The following is a 17,580-nucleotide window of genomic DNA, read 5'->3' as shown; positions in this document are numbered from 1 at the left end:
TTATTAAAAATTGATTTTTAGGAGGAAACAACGTGGCATTTGAATTTAGATTACCCGATATTGGTGAAGGTATCCACGAAGGTGAAATCGTAAAGTGGTTTGTTAAAGCTGGAGATACTATTGAAGAAGATGACGTATTATGTGAAGTACAAAATGATAAATCAGTTGTTGAAATTCCATCACCTGTAAGCGGTACTGTAGAAAAAGTACTCGTTGAAGAAGGAACAGTTGCAGTAGTCGGCGATACAATTGTAATGATTGACGCACCTGATGCTGAAGAAATGGAATTCAAAGGCGGTCATAGTCATGACGGTGGTTCTGATAAAGCAGAAGAAGCACCTCAAGAAGAAGCAAAAGCTGAACCAGCTGCAGCACCTCAAGAAGCTGGTGAAGTCGATGAAAATAGACACGTTAAAGCAATGCCGTCTGTACGTAAATATGCACGCGATAATAATGTCAACATTAAAGCTGTAAATGGTACAGGTAAAAATGGTAGAATTACTAAAGAAGATGTAAATGCATACATTAATGGTGGTGGCCAAGCAGCACCTGAATCACAAATTGCATCAGCATCTGAAGCACCTCAAGAATCTGCAGCACCAGCAGCATCAACAGTTTCAACTGAAGGTGAATTCCCTGAAACAACTGAAAAAATCCCTGCAATGCGTAAAGCAATTGCTAAAGCAATGGTTAACTCTAAACATACAGCACCTCACGTAACATTAATGGATGAAATTGATGTTCAAGAATTATGGGATCACCGTAAGAAATTTAAAGAAATTGCTGCTGAGCAAGGTACAAAATTAACATTCTTACCATATGTTGTGAAAGCATTAGTTTCTGCATTGAAAAAATACCCAGCACTTAACACTTCATTTAATGAAGAAGCAGGTGAAGTTGTTCATAAACATTATTGGAACATCGGTATTGCAGCAGATACAGAAAGAGGTTTATTAGTGCCTGTTGTTAAAAATGCAGACCGTAAATCAATGTTCGAAATTTCAGATGAAATTAATGAACTTGCTGTAAAAGCTCGTGATGGTAAATTAACTTCTGACGAAATGAAAGGCGCAACATGTACAATCAGTAACATTGGTTCTGCAGGTGGTCAATGGTTCACACCAGTTATCAACCATCCAGAAGTTGCTATTTTAGGTATTGGCCGTATTGCACAAAAACCTATCGTAAAAGATGGTGAAATTGTAGCAGCGCCTGTATTAGCATTATCACTTAGCTTTGACCATAGACAAATCGATGGTGCAACAGGTCAAAATGCTATGAACCACATCAAACGTTTATTAAACAATCCAGAACTATTATTAATGGAGGGGTAAAATATGGTAGTCGGAGATTTTCCAATTGAAACAGATACTATTGTCATTGGGGCAGGTCCTGGTGGTTATGTTGCAGCAATCCGTGCTGCACAATTAGGTCAAAAAGTAACAATCGTTGAGAAAGGTAACTTAGGTGGTGTGTGTTTAAACGTAGGTTGTATTCCTTCTAAAGCGTTATTAAATGTTTCTCACCGCTTTGAGCAAGCTCAACACGGTTCAGACCTTGGCATTACAGCAGAAAATGTTTCTTTAGACTTCGGTAAAGTTCAAACTTTTAAAGGTTCAGTTGTTAACAAATTAACAAGCGGTGTAGAATCTTTATTAAAAGGTAATAAAGTTGAAATCGTTAAAGGTGAAGCTTATTTCGTTGATGCACACAGCTTACGTGTTATGGATGAAAAAAGTGCACAAACTTACAACTTTAAAAATGCTATCGTTGCAACAGGTTCACGTCCAATTCAAATTCCTAATTTTGAATTTGGTGGTCGTGTTCTTGATTCAACAGGCGCATTAAACTTACAAGAAGTACCAGAAAAATTAGTCGTTGTTGGTGGCGGTTATATCGGTTCAGAATTAGGTACTGCTTATGCGAACTTCGGTACTGAAGTAACAATTCTTGAAGGTGCAAAAGAAATCTTAGGCGGTTTCGAAAAACAAATGGTTGCGCCAGTTAAGAAAGAAATGAAAGCTAAAGGTATGAAGATCGAAACTGAAGCTTTAGCTAAATCTGCTGAAGAAACTGAAAATGGCGTTAAAGTGACTTATGAAGTTAAAGGCGAAGAAAAAACAATCGAAGCTGACTACGTATTAGTAACTGTAGGTCGCCGTCCAAATACAGACGAGCTTGGTTTAGAAGAAGCAGGCGTTAAACTTACAGATCGTGGTTTAATTGAAGTCGATAAACAAAGCCGTACTTCTGTTGATAGTATCTATGCAATTGGTGATATTGTTCCAGGATTACCATTAGCACACAAAGCAAGTTATGAAGCAAAAGTTGCTGCTGAAGCGATTGCTGGACAAAATGCAGAAGTAGATTACATTGGTATGCCAGCGGTATGTTTCACTGAGCCTGAATTGGCACAAGTGGGTTATACTGAAGCACAAGCTAAAGAAGAAGGCATCGAATATAAAGCTTCTAAATTCCCTTATCAAGCAAACGGCCGTGCATTATCATTAGATGATACAAACGGATTCGTTAAATTGATTACACTTAAAGAAGATGACACATTAATCGGTGCGCAAGTGGTAGGTACAAGTGCATCAGATGTGATTGCTGAACTAGGTTTAGCAATTGAATCAGGTATGAACGCTGAAGACATCGCTTTAACTGTACATGCCCACCCAACTTTAGGTGAAATGAGCATGGAAGCAGCTGAAAAAGCTTTAGGATTACCAATCCATACAATGTAATAATAGTTATATAGACGAGGGACTGAAACATCGCTGTTTCAGTCCCTTTTTTCATTTCTCGAACAATGTTAGAATGAACAACGAGATGTGTGGAATGGATTCCAACTTTAAGGAGGGGCTAGAATGGATTATCATTATCCGATTGATATGGACTGGTCAAAAGATGAAATTATGGATGTCATTACATTTTTTAATGCGATTGAATCCTACTATGAACAACATATTGCAAGAGAAGTTTTAATGGCACGTTATCGTCGTTTTAAAGCAGTTGTTCCTGGTAAAGCTGATGAGAAACGTATTTTTGAGGATTTCAGAAAGCACAGTGGCTATGACAGCTATTTTGTAATGAAACAAGCTAAAGAAAATCCGGATCAAGAAATTTTATCAAACAAGTAAAAAACTATTGTAATTTCGTGAGCGATTTGTTATTTTTATTAAGCATTAAACAAAATGTTTAGTAAAAGTAAACAAGTCGCTTTTTTGAGTGGAGGAACTTTATGGAGATTGGTCAAAAGATTAAAAACTTGAGACGCTTAAAAAATTTAACGCAAGAAGAGCTTGGTGAAAGGACAGATTTATCTAAGGGCTATATTTCTCAAATTGAGAGTAATAAAACTTCTCCAAGCATGGAAACATTCTTAAATATTCTAGAAGTGTTAGGTACTTCTCCAAAAGAATTTTTTGATACGAAATACGTCACAAAAGTACATTATCCAAAAAATGAGCAACTGACTTATGATGAAGATGAAAAAGGGTATTTTTTACAATGGCCAGTAAAGCGTTCGAATGAGTTTGATATGGAACCTTTATTACTGACATTGCAACCTTATGCGTCATATAAAGATTTTCAGCCTTCTGTCTCTGACACATTTGTATATTGTTTAGAAGGGAAGGTTACACTAACTTTAGGCGAGCATCAATATACTGCTGAACAGGGGGATGCACTTTATTTTAAAGCACATGCCACACACCGTTTATCTAATGCGGGTCATGTTTGTGCAAAGTTGATGATTGTTGCTACATCATCATATTTATAGGAGGGTTTTAGAATTGAGTGAGTTATTATCTTTTAAGAAGATTACTAAAAAGTATGATGAAACGACAATTTTAGATGCAGTCGATTTAGAGATAGAATCTGGTTATTTTTATACTATACTTGGGCCATCAGGATGTGGTAAGACGACGATGCTAAGACTGATTGCCGGGTTTGAATCACCGGACGTGGGAGAAATTGTGTATTTAGGTAAAAATATTAATCAACGGCCTGCAAATCAGCGACAAGTCAATACCGTTTTCCAAGATTATGCTTTATTTCCACATTTAAATGTATATGATAATGTGGCATTTGGTTTGAAATTAAAAAAGCTAAATAAGCAACAAATTGATGAAAAAGTAAAAGAAGCACTTAAATTAGTAAAACTTGAAAGATATATTGAAAGTTCTATACATGCATTAAGTGGTGGACAAAAACAACGTATTGCGATAGCACGTGCAATTGTCAATGAACCAGAGATTTTACTACTCGATGAATCGTTATCCGCATTAGATTTGAAATTGCGCACTGAAATGCAATATGAATTAAGAGCGTTGCAGAAACGACTTGGAATCACTTTCGTATTCGTAACACATGATCAAGAAGAAGCTTTAGCGATGAGCGACTTCATTTTCGTCATGCGTGAAGGAAAAATTGAACAATTTGGAACACCACTTGATATTTATGATGAGCCTGTCAATCGATTTGTGGCAGATTTTATTGGTGAATCGAATATCGTTGAGGGTGTTATGATGGAGGACTATATCGTCAATATCTATGGTCAAAACTTTGATTGTGTAGATAAAGACATCCCATCACAAACGCAAGTCGATGTCGTTATTCGACCAGAAGATATTACAGTTGTTCCTGAAGAAAAAGGGCTTTTTAAAGCGACTGTGACGAGTTCGCTATTTAGAGGTGTACATTACGAAATGATATGTGAAGATCGAAAAGGGTATGAATGGACAATTCAATCGACTAAAAATGCAAATATAGGAGCGCGTGTAGGACTCGACTTTGAGCCAGAAGCGATTCATATCATGGTGCCGGGTGAAACTGAAGAAGAGTTTGATAAACGAATAGAAGGTTATGGAGAATTAAACTATGAAACACATTAATCGTTGGCTCGCTATCCCTTATTTGCTATGGATGGTTTTCTTCATTATCATACCTGTCGTTTTACTCCTTTATTTTTCATTCGTCAATGAAAATGGACACTTTACTTTGATGAATTATCGTCAATTTTTAACAGCACATTATATGATGATGCTCGGTGAATCTATTATTTATGCCTTTATAATTACCTTGATTTGTCTTTTAGTTAGTTATCCGGCTGCCTATTTTATTCAACAATCTAAAAATGCAGCTACTTGGTTGTTAATCATGATTATACCAACATGGATGAATTTACTACTTAAGACATATGCATTTATTGGTATTTTCAGTCATGATGGATTTATCAACAAAATTTTGATGTCCTTTCATCTACCAGCACAGCCTATACTATTCACAGCGCCAGCCTTTATCTTTGTTTCGGCATATATTTATATTCCGTTTATGTTACTTCCAATTTATAACAGTATGAAAGATATCCCTGATCAACTCTTTTTTGCAGCACAAGACTTAGGGGCAAGTCGAGCGACGGTGATTAGAAAAGTTTTATTACCGTTAACGGCTGAAGGTGTGAAAACAGGTATTCAAGTGACTTTTATTCCTGCATTATCTTTATTTATGATTACAAGATTGATTGCCGGTAATAAAGTGATTAATATTGGTACAGCGATTGAAGAACAGTTTTTGGTGATACAAAACTATGGTATGGGCTCAACAATTGCAATATTTTTAGTGCTATTCATGGCATTTGTCATGGTATTAACACGAAGTAAGCAAAAAGGGGGCACATCAAAATGAAATGGTACGGTAAAACTTATTTGTACACTTTATTAGTCGTTTTGTATTTGCCGATATTCTTTTTAATGTTGTATTCATTTAATAGTGCAGGGAATATGACACATTTTGAAGGTTTTACATTGGAACATTATCAAGCTTTATTTCAAAATAAACATCTCTTGCAAGTTGTTTTTAATACGATTGCGGTTGCGTTATTAGCAGCGAGTATTGCAACCATAATTGGTGTTTTTGGAGCATTGTTGTTGTACCAACTTCGGAACCAAACATTAAAAATGTCATTGCTCACTTTAAATAACGTTTTAATGGTTTCTTCTGATGTTGTAATCGGAGCTTCATTTTTAATTATGTTTACAGCGATTGGTCATTTTACGGGATATGGATTAGGTTTTACATCTGTCCTCATTTCACATATTGCCTTTTGTATCCCTATTGTCGTCATTATAGTTTTACCAAAATTATACGAAATGAATGATTCGATCATGAATGCAGCACGTGATTTAGGTGCTACAGAGTTTCAATTATTGAGTAAGGTGCTCATTCCGCATATCATGCCGGGAATTATTGGCGGCTTTTTTATGGCGTTAACTTATTCTCTGGATGATTTTACAGTTAGTTTCTTTGTGACAGGTAACGGCTTTAGTGTTTTATCTGTTGAAATCTATGCGATGGCACGACGTGGTGTGAGTATGGAAATTAATGCAATTTCTACGATTTTATTTGCATTGATTATGGTTGGCTTAATCAGCTATCAGTTGATACAACGCCATAAACAGAAGAAGCAATCCAGTAAAAGAGGTGTGACGATATGAAACAATTGATACAACTCATTGGTGGCGCACTCTTACTGGGTTTAATCAGTTTGGGTGTCGGGTATTGGATTAACCATGATGAAATTGGTGGTAAGCAACAAGAAAAGCTGTACGTCTACAATTGGGGAGAATATATTGATCCTGAAATAATTCAGCAATTTGAACACAAAACAGGGATACAAGTGGTTTATGAAACATTTGATTCTAACGAAGCGATGGAGGCAAAAATTCGCAATGGCGGAACGCATTATGATGTGGCCTTTCCGAGTGATTACACGATAGAAAAAATGAGTAAAGCGCATTTATTGCGTCCACTTGACCATGAAAAAATTCCAAACATGAAGCATCTAGACCCGCATTATATGAATCAGCCTTTTGACCCTAAAAATACTTATTCGATTCCATATTTCTTTGGTACAGTCGGCATCTTATACAATAAAGAAAAATATCCTGATATTGATTTTAATAGTTGGAATGATTTAAAAAATCCACGGTTAAAAAACAATGTATTATTGGTGGATGGTGCCCGAGAAATTATGGGTCTATCCCTCAATAGTTTGGGGTATAGTTTAAATGATACGAATGTGGCACATTTAAAATCGGCAGAACAAAATTTAAAAACGTTTTCTCCTAATATTCGAGGTGTTGTAGGCGATGAAATAAAAATGATGCTTGAGCAACATGAGGCGAATGTTGCCGTCATTTGGAGCGGTTCGGCAGCACCATTGTTTCAAGAAAACGATGACTTTGACTATGTCGTGCCAAAAGAAGGTTCAAATTTATGGTTTGATAATATGGTCATTCCTAAAACTGCACAAAATGTTGAAGGTGCACATCAATTTATTAACTTTTTGTTGGATCCTAAAGTGAGTAAGCAAAATACCGAATGGGTGGGTTATGGTACACCCAATCAAACGGCTAGAAAATTATTGCCAAAAGAAATGAGTCACGATCATCGTGTTTATCCAACACGACAAGAGCAAAAACGTCTTGAAGTATACAAAGATTTAGGGCCAGATGTTTTAAATGAATACAATGAGCGTTTCCTAAATTTCAAAATGGCATTATGATTCTAGTGATTTCAATTGAGTTTAGTTATAATTAAATGAGTAAGATAAATAAGAGGAGTGGAAGCATGACTGGAGAAGCATATACACAAATCAGTCGTCCTGTAAATCGCCTTGCTGAGAAGATTCTTGGCTGGTTGAGTTGGATTTTATTATTAGGTGCTACAGTTGTGGCGATGTTTTTTGGCTTGGTTCTCTTTAGTAACGAGAATTCAATTCAAAGGCTAGAAAATGGGGTTGCCAATAACGCCACTTTGCAAGATTTTTTAGCGAGTAATAATTTAAATGCAACCCAACTTGTGATTATGTTACAGAACGGTGTATGGGCATTTATCGTATATTTAATCGTATGTCTATTGATTTCATTCCTAGCATTGATTTCAATGAATCATCGTATTGTATCAGGACTACTATTTTTGTTAGTAGCGATTATTACATTACCATTATTTTTTATTTTAGTTCCATTATTCTTTTTTATTGTTGCACTAATGATGTTTGGAAGAAAAGAAAAGTATGAACTTGTACCTATGTACCAAGAAATGGGTGGCTATCCATCATATAGAGAGAATACGTATTATGAAGATGAGGGGAATATGCCTCATACGCAACCGGTACACGTCAATGTGGAGAATGAGGAAACGCATGCTGAAAAAGAGGGTACATCTGATGACGAACCGGTCGTATTATCACGGTCTGCAAAGTATAATCATAAGCCGATTAAGAAAAATGAGAATGAACAATCAGCACATGATAGCAATGATGCAGAAGACGACACTCTCATATATGATAGTCGTACAATGTTACACCAAACTGAGGCTGAACAAGATGTGGAAAATGATATAACGGCTTCAGAAGAATATGGTGAGGCTGATACGGTTACATCACCTGAAGCGCTTAAAGCACAACGTAAGCAAGAGAAAGCAGAACTCAAAGCACAACGTAAAGAAGAGAAAAAAGCACGTAAGGCGTATGAAAAAGAACAAAGAAAGCATAGAGTGAGTGCATCGACACAACGTCGCCAAAATTACGATAATCGTTTGAAACTGCAACAAGACAGACCGAAACAGTCTGCTGAAGACAGCGAGCAAGAAGACGAAAAGCAATAAGTTATTCGAATCGCAAAATAAAAAAGGCACTTATTTCAGTGCATGCCTTTAATCATTAAAAGTTAGATTTTAGTATCGCTTTGAGATTAGACATGAACATCGGAATAAGTGCCTTTTAATAATGTAGAAAATAGGTCAAGCTTGCCAATATACTTTGCAACGAATATGATAATAAAAGTCTCAATAAATTGTAGGTTTAGTCTATTTATTCAAATTTTAATATAATTATCTTTAAATCTTATCTATTTTAATATATCATTAATTTTAGGTGTCCGTTTGACGTTTGGTACCAACCCGTGTATGACGTCGAAGATATTGATTTTATTTTTATTAATAGAAGATGAAACTTATGGCTTTATTGTAAAATGATGTAAGTTTGTGTTAGACACCCCAAAAAATTTAGCACTACAGATAATATTAATTATTATGGGTTTACAAGCTTGAAAAAAGGCAATACAGTCAATAAGGAGGTTTTAATATGTCAGATCAATATGTTTATAATCAGCATGAAAATCATGAACGCATCGTCAATAAAAATGATGCAAAAGTACCATTTAAGCGTACAGCAGAGAAAATTTTAACGTGGGTAGGTATTGTTCTACACGCGATTTGGTTCATTTTTATTATTGGTGCAATTGCTATTTTTAAGAATCCAGAATTCCAACAACAAATTGAGATGACTGGTCAAGATGCATCTCAATTGAATAGCATTAATCCAACTTCATTGATTACTTTTCTTGTTCCTTTAGTTATTGCGCTTGTGGCTGTATTCTTGTTTAAAAAGCCTATTTTAGCAGGGATATTACTGATCATAGCTGCTGCAACAGGTGTATTTTTAAGCGCAAGTTTGATTTCAGGGATTTTGTGGTTAATTGCAGGTATTATGTTACTTGTCCGCAAGCCAAAAAATGGAAACTACATTTATCAAAATCCTAAACACCATTCACAACAATATCAAGAAAATCCTCAAGATGTTGAAGCACAACGTCACCAGGATAGACAAAATGTTGTACATGAACCACAAGATAGAGAAGTTGATCACAACAAAGCGCAACACACAGAAAATAACGGAAATCAGTATCAAAATAATAGAGATGAATCACTAAAAAGATTAGATGATTTAGATCGAGATGATAAGTAATAATAAAAAGACTTGGCTGTGACCAAGTCTTTTTATTATGGCGTGTATGCTTTACACTAACCGTAAAATTTTAAAAGATGCTTAAATGTATCTTCTAAAAAGGCAATAAATGCTTTATCCGTTTTCAAATGCTCAGATTGAGGAGGGATTGCACGTGCTACAAAAAACTCGCCCTTTTTAACATTTTTAGCGCGTGCGATGCCTTTTTGAACTTCTTCTTTTGATAAATCTTGTATACGAGATTTATCAGGCTGTGTATGATCTAAAGATATTTGGAAGTCGCTAGGCAGATCAAGAAGCGTTTCGAATTTGTTTTCAAATACTTCAACATCTTTAGCTTTATTTTTATCTTCATGCATAAGTCCATACATGACAAACAAGTGATCTTCGAATAAGCCAATCTGAAAATGAGGCATCATTTTATAACCTCGTTTATTTGTTGCTAAAGCGACCCAAGTATCTTTGGGCGGGTTGACTGTACGTCTAGCATGTTTAGCTACATGTGCATAAAAAGTATCGCCAGTTAAAGTTTCAAGATAATCCGTAAAATAATCTCCAAGTGCGTGTAATTGAGGTCGAATTTGTTGTTCTAAAGCTTCCATTCTTGCATCTAGACCTTCTACTTCAAAGACTTTAAAATCTTTGGGTTTAAACGTATATTTTGTCATCATACGCCTCCTTATGTATCCGTGTTGAACTGATTTCATTGTAGCATATACCGAACTGCGAAACATTCATCTTGCCCCATTTTAGTGTATAATGAAATTAATAGGAGTGAGTCGAATGCATTTATATGATTTTGCGAAAAGTTTAGTTTTAGAAGCAGGAAATAATATTAGAAAAAAGATGGGTGACACACTTGCAATTGAAGCTAAGTCGAACCCCAATGATTTAGTAACGAATGTAGATAAAGAGACAGAGCAGTTTATTGTGAGTCAAATCCAAGAGAGCTATCCAAATCATCGCATTATTGGTGAAGAAGGCCACGGTCATGACATTGAAACGACTGAAGGCATTGTCTGGGTGATTGACCCGATTGATGGCACGTTAAACTTTATTCATCAAAGTGAAAACTTTGCAATATCAATAGGTATCTTTAAAGAAGGGAAGCCTTATGCAGGGTTTGTCTATGATGTGATGAGAGATGTACTTTACCATGCCAAATCAGGTAAAGGGGCATTGATGAATGAAGAACCTTTACCTCTTTTAGAGGATACCGTCGTAAGTGAGAGTATTATTGGGATGAATCCGAATTGGCTCACAAAACCTAAATTAAGCACAATGTTAGTACCTATCGTAAGTGACTCAAGAAGTGCACGCGCATATGGCTCAGCAGCACTCGAAATTGTATATGTTGCTACAGGGCAGCTTGCCGCATATATGACACCACGTTTACAACCGTGGGATTATGCTGGAGGCCTCATTATATTAGAAGAAGTTGGCGGGATTGCGACAAATTTCTTAGGTGAACCTTTAGCAATGACGTATCCAAATTCTGTTCTCGTAGGAAATAAAAAAGTACACACAGCAATTCGAAAGGATTATTTACGTCAGCATGATGAGACACTCATAGCTTTGCATGAAAAGTTGAAAAACAAGTAAAATGGGTATAAACAAAGGGCTGGGACATCAATGTGTCTCAGCCCTTAAATTTATTAAAAGATGCAGTCATTCGTGGTTGTTATAGCCAATCATTTTCACGGTATTTCTTTTTTAAAGAAAAGCCTACACCAAACGTTGCTACCATTAAAATAAATGTGACGATCATCCAAAATACATTGGTTGCAGCGATTGCAAAGCTAAACATAGTTAAAAAGAAAATTGCAAGAATTGATAGCAATAAAAAAATTGATTGAGATTTTTTCATCTTAATCCCACCTAACTCTATTTCTTCATTTCATTTCTATGATATAATAAACGAGTTGTAAAAGAAAGTGGTAATTTACCCGAGAAAGGAATTAAAGTATGACAAAATTTAGAGAAGATGTTCGTAACATTGCGATTATCGCTCACGTAGACCATGGTAAAACGACATTGGTTGATGAACTATTAAAACAATCTGGTATTTTTCGTGAGAATGAGCATGTTGAAGAACGTGCGATGGATTCTAATGACTTAGAAAGAGAACGTGGGATCACAATATTAGCGAAAAATACAGCAGTTAACTATAAAGACACACGTATTAATATTTTAGATACACCTGGGCACGCTGACTTCGGAGGAGAAGTTGAGCGTATTATGAAAATGGTAGACGGTGTTGTTTTAGTTGTAGATGCATATGAGGGGACAATGCCACAAACACGATTTGTTTTGAAAAAGGCATTAGAGCAGAACTTGAAACCTGTTGTTGTTGTGAATAAAATTGATAAACCTTCAGCTCGTCCTGAGGGAGTGGTGGATGAAGTTTTAGATTTATTCATTGAACTTGATGCAAATGATGATCAACTTGAGTTTCCTGTTGTCTATGCTTCTGCGATTAATGGTACTGCAAGTCTTGATCCTGAAAAACAAGATGAAAATATGCAAAGCTTATATGAAACGATTTTAGAATACATTCCAGCACCTATAGATAATCGTGACGAGCCTTTACAATTCCAACCTGCATTGCTTGACTATAATGATTATGTAGGTCGTATTGGAATAGGGCGTGTGTTTAGAGGGACAATGCGCGTCGGTGAAAGCGTATCATTATTAAAATTAGATGGTTCAGTTAAAAATTTCCGTGTGACTAAAATATTTGGTTATTTTGGTTTAAAACGAGAAGAAATTCAAGAAGCCTATGCAGGTGATTTGATTGCTGTCTCAGGTATGGAAGACATTAACGTAGGTGAAACAATTACACCACAAGATCATCAAGATGCATTACCTGTATTACGTATTGATGAACCAACACTTGAAATGACTTTTAAAGTGAATAATTCACCATTTGCAGGTAGAGAAGGTCAATTTGTAACGGCACGACAAATTCAAGAACGTTTAGACAACCAACTTGAAACAGATGTATCATTGAAAGTTACCCCAACAGATTCACCAGATGCATGGACAGTTGCCGGACGTGGGGAACTTCACTTATCAATTTTAATCGAAAATATGAGACGTGAAGGTTTTGAATTACAAGTTTCAAAACCACAAGTTATTCTAAAAGATATTGATGGTGTGTTACATGAACCATTTGAACGTGTTCAAGCTGAAGTGCCAGAAGAATATTCAGGTGCAGTGATTGAGTCTTTAGGTCAACGTAAAGGTGAAATGGTGGATATGGTAACGACAGATAATGGATTGACACGTCTAATCTTTAACGTACCTGCGCGTGGATTAATTGGTTATACAACTGAATTCATGTCCATGACACGTGGTTACGGTATCATTAACCATACATTTGATGAATTTAGACCTCGTATTAAAGGTCGTATTGGTGGACGTCGTAACGGTGTGTTAGTTTCTATGGACCAAGGATCTGCAAGTGAATATGCGATTTTAGGTTTAGAAGACCGTGGTATTAACTTTATGGAACCTGGAACAGATGTATACGAAGGGATGATTGTAGGTCAAAACAATAGAGAAAATGATTTGACTGTCAATATTACTAAAGTTAAACATCAAACTAACGTACGTTCTGCGACAAAAGATCAAACAGAAACAATGAAAAAACCTCGTAAGTTATCGTTAGAAGAAGCGTTAGAGTTTATTAACGATGATGAATTGGTAGAGGTAACACCTGAAAACGTTAGATTGAGAAAGAAAATTTTAAATAAAGGCCTACGTGAAAAAGAAGCCAAACGTATTAAACAAATGATGGAATCAGAAGACAATTAATAAAATGCGACAGGTGAAAGTTGCTAATCAGGATGTGTGGATTAGACTGGTTAGATAACATGTGGCATGATACACGAGGCATTTAAGTCAATGTGTATCGTAATGATGTGACTTTCATTTAAAAGAGTGAGACAAAAATCGATTTGATTTTAACGTCTTGCTCTTTTTATTATAGGTGAGAAGTGTCTACAGAAATTCTTTACAGTCGTTATTGTGTTTGCATTGTTAACTAAATGTACTTGATTAATTGAAAATAGAGAATTTTTTAAATAAGAGTAAATTTGTTTTAATATAAGCTGTTTATTTTATTTATAATCGGTCTTGTATTAAAATGTGTTCGAACACATTTGAGGAGGAGTTAAAATGGAGCAAAAGTTTGAGCCATTATTCGAGTCACTAAAATTACCTAACGGAAGCACATTAAGAAATCGATTTGTCTTAGCACCGTTAACACATACGTTGTCAAATGATGATGGGACAACGTCTTCTACAGAGTTGGGTTATATTGAACCTCGAGCAAAAGATGTAGGCTTAGCTATTTCAGCTGCAAGCTATATCAATATTGAAGGTAAAGCATTTCCTGGTGAACCATCAGTATCGAAAAAAGAAGATTTACCTGGATTGAAAGAACTAGCGCGTACAATGAAAAAAGGAGGCGCTAAAGCAGTCATCCAAATTCACCACGGGGGCGCTAAAGCTTTGCCAGAATTGGTTCCTAATGGTGATGTAAAAGCACCTAGCGCACTTTCAACAGGTGGTTTTGGTCACAAAGAACCACACGAAGTGCGTGCGATGACTGTTGAAGAAATTCAACAAGCTATTGTTGATTATGGTAAAGCAGCTTCACTAGCTATTGAAGCTGGATTTGATGGCGTTGAAATTCATGGTGCGAATCACTATCTCATCCATCAGTTTGTATCTCCATTTTATAATCGTCGAGAAGATGAGTGGGGCGAGTCTCTTCGTTTTCCTATGGCTGTTGTTAATGAAGTATTACGTGTCGTTAATGAAGAAGCACCAGATGACTTTATTGTAGGTTATCGTTTTTCACCAGAGGAAGCGGAAGACCCAGGAATTTCAATGGAACTCACACAACGTTTAGTGAGGGAGTTAATTGAAAAACCACTTGATTATCTTCACGTTTCACTGATGGATATTCACTCAGTAACACGCGAGGGTAAATATAAAGGTCAAAAACGTATCGGCCTATTGCTTGATTGGATTAACAATCGTATGCCACTAATTGGTGTCGGTGCCATCTTTACTGCTGATGATGCGGTAAGTGCATTGAGTACAGGCGTTCCGTTAGTGTGCCTTGGACGTGAGCTATTATTCGATCCAGCATACATTTCAAAAATTAAATCTGGTCAAACGGATGAAATCATTTCATATTTCGATCCAGAACGTGAAGATAAACACCAATTACCTGAGAGATTATGGGAAGCATTTGCTTCAGGTTTTTACCCATATCCTAAAAAAGAAGAAGCATAAACTATAGAAATAAAGAGCGACATCACTATCTTGTGATTGTCGCTCTTGTTTTTATTTTGAATGATAAGATTGCGTGTGAGGTGATGAAATTGGTCGTTGTTTGGGTGTATCTAAGCGACTTTTACATTCATCGCACATAAATGTTTTAATTGGATTGTTTTTCAATCGTTTTGCTAAACGTGTGTGCTCATCCAATAAAACTTCAGTATCACATATCACACATTTCACTTTCCACAAATTAACGCACCTCGATATGAGTCACATGCTTGAATTCATATTGATAGCCATCTTCTACTGTGTAAACAAAGCTGTCGATGCCATTATCTTCATATAAACGTTTGCCTTCTTTGGCAAATTGGAAAAAGAGATAAGGTAGAAGTTCAAAAGGGATATCGATATGAGATTCCGCATTAGACAGACGAATAATAGTGGCCTCTTTAAGAGGCTCTGCATTTTTGAAAAAGGGTGTCATATTAATAGCAAATGAACCTTGTAACACAGCGCGCTTTTTATAATCAATCTCAGAGTTTAGTGTAGGTGGATTGGTTTGGCCTTCTAATATAGCTCGATTCCATTCTCTATTATCATCAAATTGAATCGGTTTTTGACCTTCAAAGACGCCTTTTTCTAAATCTTCTAATGTTACTTTTCGATCGTCAAAAATCCAAGTCGTACTATCAAGCGTGATTGGAAATTTAACAGCACCTTTAATCTGAATCATTGTTAAACACTCCCTCAATTTAGCTAATTTCATTTTATCATACTTAGGAATGAGGCATACTAAATTTACTTGCTTTTTAATATCCGATAAGATAAAATTTTTACTATAAAAGAAAATTTATGGGGGGACGCTGTCATGAGTAAGCAACAACATATGAGCAATGTTGCATATGACCAGTTGAATAAAGATGCAGAACGTATTTTGCAACTAATTAAAGTTCAAATAGATAATTTAACATTACCTCAATGTCCTTTATATGAGGAAGTTTTAGATACACAAATGTACGGCTTACAAAAAGAAGTTGATTTTGCAGTCAACCTTGGCCTTGTGAGTGAAGAAGATGGCAAAAAGCTAATGTTACGTTTAGAAAAAGAATTATCAAAATTACACGAAGCATTTACACGTGTCTAACGTTTGCTATCGGTACAAAGTGTAGCACGTTTTTCGCATCGTAAGTGCGATGAATTGGATGAATTAACATATGAATAATATGAAAAGATTATTTCGATATATTTTGAGATCCTCTAAATATATCGATTTTCCATTATTAATTACATATCTTGTACTCTGCTTTATTGGATTAACAATGGTTTACAGTGCAAGTATGGTAGCTGCGACACGAGGAACTTTAACAGGCGGTAGACCGGTGGCTGGAACATATTTTTATACAAGACAGATTATTTACGTATTGATGGGTTTTAGTATTGTATTCTTCATGGCTTACATTATGGATGTTAAAATCTTAAAAAAACGTAATGTACAACTCGGCATGATGGCGATGATTATATTCTTACTTTTTGCGACACTTGCATTTGGATCTGAAATTAACGGTTCTAAAAGTTGGTTGAATTTAGGATTTATGAATTTACAAGCTTCTGAGTTATTAAAAATCGCAATTATTTTATATGTTCCATATATTATAGAAAGAAAGCGTTTCGAAATTCAGCGAAATCCTTCTGTTATTTTATGGCCAATCCTATTTGTAGGTTTTTGTTTAGGTCTCGTCCTTTTACAAAAAGACGTAGGTCAAACGTTACTCACTGGTGCTATATTTTTTAGTATTATCGTTTATTCAGGTATTGGTGTCAAAAACCTAATTAAGATTGGTTCTTACGCTTTAGGGGCATTAATTGTAGTCATTATCATTATTGTTATTTTTAGAATTAATGTTTTACCTTCATACTTGACTGCACGATTTAGCGCGTTGGAAAATCCATTTAACTATGAATCAGGTATAGGTTACCATCTTTCTAACTCACTATTAGCAATAGGTAACGGTGGCTTGTTTGGTCGAGGCCTTGGAAATAGTATTATGAAACTGGGTTATTTACCTGAACCCCATACCGATTTTATATTCGCTATTATATGTGAAGAACTTGGTTTGGTGGGTGCGTTTTTGGTAATCGGTTTGATTTTCTTTATCGTTTATCGCGCTTTTGAGCTTGCATCACTAACAAAATCATATTTCTATAAGTTAGTTTGTGTAGGTATTGCAAGTTATATTGCCTTACAATCATTTGTTAATCTAGGCGGTATCTCAGGCTTAATTCCATTAACAGGTGTGCCACTTCCATTTATTAGTTTTGGTGGTTCATCTATGCTCAGCTTAAGTGCTGCGATGGGATTACTTTTAATTGTTGCCAAACAAATTAAATACGACGATGCAAAGCAACGTTATTATGAAAAGCAAAATAAAATCTAGCCATCTCAAAGAACTTCACAAATTTAAAAGCATGTGTGC

At 35.7% G+C, this 17,580-nt stretch carries 19 protein-coding genes; 15 read left to right on the top strand and 4 right to left on the bottom strand.

The genetic code is table 11. The features are described 5' to 3' along the window. Positions 1-32 precede the first annotated feature (32 nt). From CD118_RS06535 to CD118_RS06490, 10 genes are all read left to right on the top strand, one after another. Entirely contained in the window at positions 33-1,334 is a 1,302-nt protein-coding gene (locus CD118_RS06535; protein WP_103356425.1) for a dihydrolipoamide acetyltransferase family protein, read from the top strand. Between the two features lie 3 nt (positions 1,335-1,337). Continuing rightward, positions 1,338-2,744: a dihydrolipoyl dehydrogenase gene (lpdA, locus tag CD118_RS06530; protein WP_050331355.1), complete on the top strand. Its 1,407-nt coding sequence runs from the start codon at positions 1,338-1,340 to the stop codon at positions 2,742-2,744. A gap of 123 nt (positions 2,745-2,867) precedes the next feature. After that, positions 2,868-3,140: a UPF0223 family protein gene (locus CD118_RS06525; RefSeq protein WP_050345812.1), complete on the top strand. Its 273-nt coding sequence runs from the start codon at positions 2,868-2,870 to the stop codon at positions 3,138-3,140. Between the two features lie 101 nt (positions 3,141-3,241). Further along, complete coding sequence (locus tag CD118_RS06520) at positions 3,242-3,781, top strand: helix-turn-helix domain-containing protein (protein WP_103356424.1); 540 nt, start codon at positions 3,242-3,244, stop codon at positions 3,779-3,781. Between the two features lie 13 nt (positions 3,782-3,794). Beyond that, positions 3,795-4,895, top strand: coding sequence for an ABC transporter ATP-binding protein (locus CD118_RS06515; protein ID WP_103356423.1), 1,101 nt, complete (start codon positions 3,795-3,797; stop codon positions 4,893-4,895). Further along, positions 4,882-5,688: an ABC transporter permease gene (locus tag CD118_RS06510; protein WP_060830092.1), complete on the top strand. Its 807-nt coding sequence runs from the start codon at positions 4,882-4,884 to the stop codon at positions 5,686-5,688. The genes CD118_RS06515 and CD118_RS06510 overlap by 14 nt, the downstream gene beginning before the upstream one ends. Beyond that, positions 5,685-6,497: an ABC transporter permease gene (locus CD118_RS06505; RefSeq protein ID WP_060830091.1), complete on the top strand. Its 813-nt coding sequence runs from the start codon at positions 5,685-5,687 to the stop codon at positions 6,495-6,497. Before CD118_RS06510 ends, CD118_RS06505 begins: the two co-directional genes overlap by 4 nt. Next, complete coding sequence (locus CD118_RS06500) at positions 6,494-7,567, top strand: ABC transporter substrate-binding protein (protein WP_103356422.1); 1,074 nt, start codon at positions 6,494-6,496, stop codon at positions 7,565-7,567. Before CD118_RS06505 ends, CD118_RS06500 begins: the two co-directional genes overlap by 4 nt. Positions 7,568-7,632: 65 nt before the next feature. Next, positions 7,633-8,670 carry a lipoteichoic acid stability factor AuxB gene (gene auxB, locus CD118_RS06495; protein ID WP_103356421.1) on the top strand — a complete coding sequence of 346 codons (1,038 nt, stop codon included), beginning with the start codon at positions 7,633-7,635 and terminating at the stop codon, positions 8,668-8,670. Between the two features lie 478 nt (positions 8,671-9,148). Next, positions 9,149-9,811 carry a DUF4064 domain-containing protein gene (locus CD118_RS06490; protein ID WP_060830088.1) on the top strand — a complete coding sequence of 221 codons (663 nt, stop codon included), beginning with the start codon at positions 9,149-9,151 and terminating at the stop codon, positions 9,809-9,811. Between the two features lie 56 nt (positions 9,812-9,867). Here the strand turns inward: CD118_RS06490 and CD118_RS06485 are convergent, their stop codons facing one another. Beyond that, positions 9,868-10,479: a YktB family protein gene (locus CD118_RS06485; protein WP_050331346.1), complete on the bottom strand. Its 612-nt coding sequence runs from the start codon at positions 10,477-10,479 to the stop codon at positions 9,868-9,870. A 115-nt stretch (positions 10,480-10,594) separates the two neighbouring features. Between CD118_RS06485 and CD118_RS06480 the strand changes: the two genes are divergently transcribed. After that, positions 10,595-11,413: an inositol monophosphatase family protein gene (locus CD118_RS06480; RefSeq protein WP_060830086.1), complete on the top strand. Its 819-nt coding sequence runs from the start codon at positions 10,595-10,597 to the stop codon at positions 11,411-11,413. Between the two features lie 79 nt (positions 11,414-11,492). Here CD118_RS06480 and CD118_RS06475 read toward each other — a convergent pair whose 3' ends face one another. Further along, the gene (locus tag CD118_RS06475) at positions 11,493-11,684 is read right to left on the bottom strand and encodes a DUF5325 family protein (RefSeq protein WP_228480309.1); all 192 of its coding nucleotides are present in this window, start codon (positions 11,682-11,684) and stop codon (positions 11,493-11,495) included. 92 nt (positions 11,685-11,776) lie between these two features. Here CD118_RS06475 and typA point away from each other — a divergent pair, with 92 nt between their 5' ends. Beyond that, complete coding sequence (gene typA / locus CD118_RS06470) at positions 11,777-13,627, top strand: translational GTPase TypA (protein WP_060830085.1); 1,851 nt, start codon at positions 11,777-11,779, stop codon at positions 13,625-13,627. Positions 13,628-13,990: 363 nt separating this feature from the next. Further along, positions 13,991-15,118, top strand: a complete 1,128-nt coding sequence (locus tag CD118_RS06465; protein ID WP_060830084.1) for an NADH-dependent flavin oxidoreductase — start codon at positions 13,991-13,993, stop codon at positions 15,116-15,118. A 51-nt stretch (positions 15,119-15,169) separates the two neighbouring features. On the opposite strand, the gene CD118_RS06460 is transcribed toward CD118_RS06465, so the two are convergent. Both CD118_RS06460 and CD118_RS06455 read right to left on the bottom strand, forming a co-directional pair. Continuing rightward, a complete protein-coding gene (locus CD118_RS06460) occupies positions 15,170-15,355 on the bottom strand; it encodes a DUF2197 domain-containing protein (RefSeq protein ID WP_050332208.1) in 186 nt (61 codons plus the stop codon). Position 15,356: 1 nt separating this feature from the next. Continuing rightward, complete coding sequence (locus CD118_RS06455) at positions 15,357-15,839, bottom strand: hypothetical protein (protein WP_050345803.1); 483 nt, start codon at positions 15,837-15,839, stop codon at positions 15,357-15,359. Positions 15,840-15,974: 135 nt separating this feature from the next. Between CD118_RS06455 and CD118_RS06450 the strand changes: the two genes are divergently transcribed. Then, a complete protein-coding gene (locus CD118_RS06450) occupies positions 15,975-16,250 on the top strand; it encodes an Fpa/YlaN family protein (RefSeq protein ID WP_050345802.1) in 276 nt (91 codons plus the stop codon). 70 nt (positions 16,251-16,320) lie between these two features. Further along, positions 16,321-17,541 carry a cell division peptidoglycan polymerase FtsW gene (gene ftsW / locus CD118_RS06445; RefSeq protein ID WP_050331339.1) on the top strand — a complete coding sequence of 407 codons (1,221 nt, stop codon included), beginning with the start codon at positions 16,321-16,323 and terminating at the stop codon, positions 17,539-17,541. Positions 17,542-17,580 lie beyond the last annotated feature (39 nt).

Origin of the sequence: Staphylococcus coagulans (assembly GCF_002901995.1) — a bacterium.
Taxonomy (GTDB): domain Bacteria; phylum Bacillota; class Bacilli; order Staphylococcales; family Staphylococcaceae; genus Staphylococcus; species Staphylococcus coagulans.
This window is presented reverse-complemented; position numbering and strand designations above follow the sequence as displayed.

Excerpts from the sequence above, each read along its gene's own strand:
- CD118_RS06525 (WP_050345812.1), top strand. The coding sequence starts at position 2,868 with ATGGATTATCATTATCCGATTGATATGGACTGGTCAAAAGATGAAATT.
- lpdA (WP_050331355.1), top strand. The coding sequence starts at position 1,338 with ATGGTAGTCGGAGATTTTCCAATTGAAACAGATACTATTGTCATTGGG.
- auxB (WP_103356421.1), top strand. The coding sequence starts at position 7,633 with ATGACTGGAGAAGCATATACACAAATCAGTCGTCCTGTAAATCGCCTT.
- CD118_RS06520 (WP_103356424.1), top strand. The coding sequence starts at position 3,242 with ATGGAGATTGGTCAAAAGATTAAAAACTTGAGACGCTTAAAAAATTTA.
- CD118_RS06500 (WP_103356422.1), top strand. The coding sequence starts at position 6,494 with ATGAAACAATTGATACAACTCATTGGTGGCGCACTCTTACTGGGTTTA.
- CD118_RS06485 (WP_050331346.1), bottom strand. The coding sequence starts at position 10,479 with ATGACAAAATATACGTTTAAACCCAAAGATTTTAAAGTCTTTGAAGTA.
- CD118_RS06455 (WP_050345803.1), bottom strand. The coding sequence starts at position 15,839 with ATGATTCAGATTAAAGGTGCTGTTAAATTTCCAATCACGCTTGATAGT.
- CD118_RS06480 (WP_060830086.1), top strand. The coding sequence starts at position 10,595 with ATGCATTTATATGATTTTGCGAAAAGTTTAGTTTTAGAAGCAGGAAAT.
- CD118_RS06450 (WP_050345802.1), top strand. The coding sequence starts at position 15,975 with ATGAGTAAGCAACAACATATGAGCAATGTTGCATATGACCAGTTGAAT.
- CD118_RS06465 (WP_060830084.1), top strand. The coding sequence starts at position 13,991 with ATGGAGCAAAAGTTTGAGCCATTATTCGAGTCACTAAAATTACCTAAC.
- CD118_RS06505 (WP_060830091.1), top strand. The coding sequence starts at position 5,685 with ATGAAATGGTACGGTAAAACTTATTTGTACACTTTATTAGTCGTTTTG.
- ftsW (WP_050331339.1), top strand. The coding sequence starts at position 16,321 with ATGAATAATATGAAAAGATTATTTCGATATATTTTGAGATCCTCTAAA.
- typA (WP_060830085.1), top strand. The coding sequence starts at position 11,777 with ATGACAAAATTTAGAGAAGATGTTCGTAACATTGCGATTATCGCTCAC.
- CD118_RS06510 (WP_060830092.1), top strand. The coding sequence starts at position 4,882 with ATGAAACACATTAATCGTTGGCTCGCTATCCCTTATTTGCTATGGATG.
- CD118_RS06490 (WP_060830088.1), top strand. The coding sequence starts at position 9,149 with ATGTCAGATCAATATGTTTATAATCAGCATGAAAATCATGAACGCATC.